3 protein-coding genes and 1 pseudogene are annotated in these 2069 nt (G+C 33.2%); 2 read left to right on the top strand and 2 right to left on the bottom strand.

Annotation, left to right across the window (positions count from 1 at the left end):
- Positions 1-273 (top strand): annotated as a pseudogene (locus tag Q0075_RS05310) (fructose-bisphosphatase class I); the annotation flags it as partial.
- Positions 274-276: 3 nt separating this feature from the next.
- On the top strand, positions 277-774 hold the full coding sequence (locus Q0075_RS05305) for a hypothetical protein (RefSeq protein WP_297868606.1): 498 nt from the start codon (positions 277-279) through the stop codon (positions 772-774).
- Between the two features lie 38 nt (positions 775-812).
- On the opposite strand, the gene mtgA is transcribed toward Q0075_RS05305, so the two are convergent.
- Both mtgA and Q0075_RS05295 read right to left on the bottom strand, forming a co-directional pair.
- Complete coding sequence (gene mtgA, locus Q0075_RS05300) at positions 813-1550, bottom strand: monofunctional biosynthetic peptidoglycan transglycosylase (protein ID WP_297868605.1); 738 nt, start codon at positions 1548-1550, stop codon at positions 813-815.
- 3 nt (positions 1551-1553) lie between these two features.
- Positions 1554-2069: FAD-dependent oxidoreductase (locus tag Q0075_RS05295; protein WP_297868604.1), on the bottom strand; the 516-nt coding region annotated here is incomplete at its 5' end.

The raw sequence follows: 2069 nt of genomic DNA, 5'->3' as shown, positions 1-2069 counted from the left end.
GGAAGTTTAGTTTCTGATTTTCATAGAAACATGATTAAAGGTGGAATTTATTTATATCCAACCAGTTCAAAAGCGCCTAACGGAAAATTACGTTTATTATACGAATGCAATCCAATAGCTTTCATAGCCGAACAAGCAGGCGGAAAAGCGTCTGATGGTTACAAAAGAATCATGGAAATTCAACCCACAGAATTACACCAACGTGTTCCATTCTTCTGCGGAAGTAAAAACATGGTAGAAAAAGCAGAAGAATTTATGGCGAAAGCGAAGTAGAATATGAATAGAAAAATTCTTTTAATTTTTACTTTCATGTTGTTAGGAGTGGTCTCATGTAACTCTAGAAAAGATTTGTGTTTTAAAAGTGATTCAAAGAAGAATTTTGATTTGTCAACTTTGAACATTGACACTAATGCTGTTTATGTTAAAGAATATATTGTTGATAAGGTTGATAATAATGGAAGTTTATTTATTAAAGAAACTAATTCTTTATTGAAAGAAACAAAACCTTGTATAAAATTTTACTCTAATGGTAAGTTTGCTTTCTATCAAGAATTAAAAGCATTTGAAGAATTAAAAAAGCCTACTTATGGCGTCTATTTTGTTAGTAATGATACTTTGTTTTTATGTAGAAAGCATTATTCTGTTCAGTCTGGAAATTATTACGATTCTTCGGTTTTTATCGTGAAAGATTCAATGTTAATTGAAATTAATGATAATAATAATTCATTTTACAAAAAAATGATGTTTAATAACATAAAAGCACAAACTCGTTAGAATTTGTGCTTTTATATTTTAAAACAGATTGAAAATAATTAATAATCCAATTTCACGTATCCAATTTCTCTACTAATCTTAGCTTTTCTTCTGTTAATATAAGACGAAGAATTGGAAGCTTTGTACTTTCTTGGATTTGGTAAAATTGCTGCTATTCCAGCGGCTTCATAACGGGTTAAACTGGCGGCATCTTTTCTGTACCAATGTTTGGCTGCTGCTTCAGCTCCGTAAACGCCATCGCCCATTTCGATACTATTTAGGTAAACCTCCATGATGCGTTTTTTACCCCAAATTAGTTCAATTAAAACGGTATAATACGCTTCTAAACCTTTACGAACATAACTTCTTCCTTGCCACAGAAAAACATTTTTTGCCGTTTGTTGCGAAATGGTGCTTCCGCCTTTTAAACGTTTCCCTTTCTGATTATTCTTAAACGCTTTTTGCATCGCTTCAAAATCAAAACCAGAATGTTCTAAAAAACGTCCGTCTTCACTGGCAATTACTGCTTTTTGAAGGTTTAATGAAATTTCGTCAATTGACACCCATTCATGGCTACACACCATATCTTTTCCAGCCGCATTATGTTCCAAAGCACGAATTCCCATCAAAGGTGTGAAAGGAACAGGAACAAATTTAAAAAGCAACACCACCGAAAAACTGATGATATTAAACCATAAAAAAAGCAACCAAAAGAAACGTAAAATCTTTTGACCTGTTGTTCTTTTTTTTGCGGGGAATTTTGGTGACTTACTTTTTGTAGTAGTTTTTTTTGCCATATTTTAAACTAAATCAGCTAATTCTTGTCCGACTAAACTACCAATGGCAACTCCCATTCCGCCCATGCGAACTCCGCAATACACGTGATTTGAAAGTTGTTCTACGATTGGTTTTTTATGAGTTCCAACTCCCATAGTGCCGCTCCAACGGTGTTCAATTTCGAACGATTGATGTGGCAAAATTACTATTTTTAATAACTCCTCCAAACGATTTTGAATCAATTCGGTTGTATCGTGAGAAGTGGTGGTTTCCCCTTCAAAATCTAAATTTCTTCCTCCTCCAAAAAGAATTCTATCGTTGATATTTCGGAAATAAAAATAGCCTTTATCTAAATGAAAAGTGCCTTTAATGTCTAAATTCGGAATTGGTTTTGTGATTAAAACTTGTGCACGAGCCGGTTTGACTTGATTGTTAGCCAATTGTGATGCAAAACCGTTCGTAGTGAATAATAATTTATTGGTTTTAAAAGAAATTCCATTGGTTTCCACCTCAACACCATCGTTTACTTCTTGAAAACT

This window comes from uncultured Flavobacterium sp., from assembly GCF_937967675.1.
In the GTDB taxonomy this organism is placed as follows: Bacteria; Bacteroidota; Bacteroidia; order Flavobacteriales; family Flavobacteriaceae; genus Flavobacterium.
Note: the sequence above shows the minus strand (reverse complement) of the source record. Positions and strands in the feature narration are given on the sequence as shown.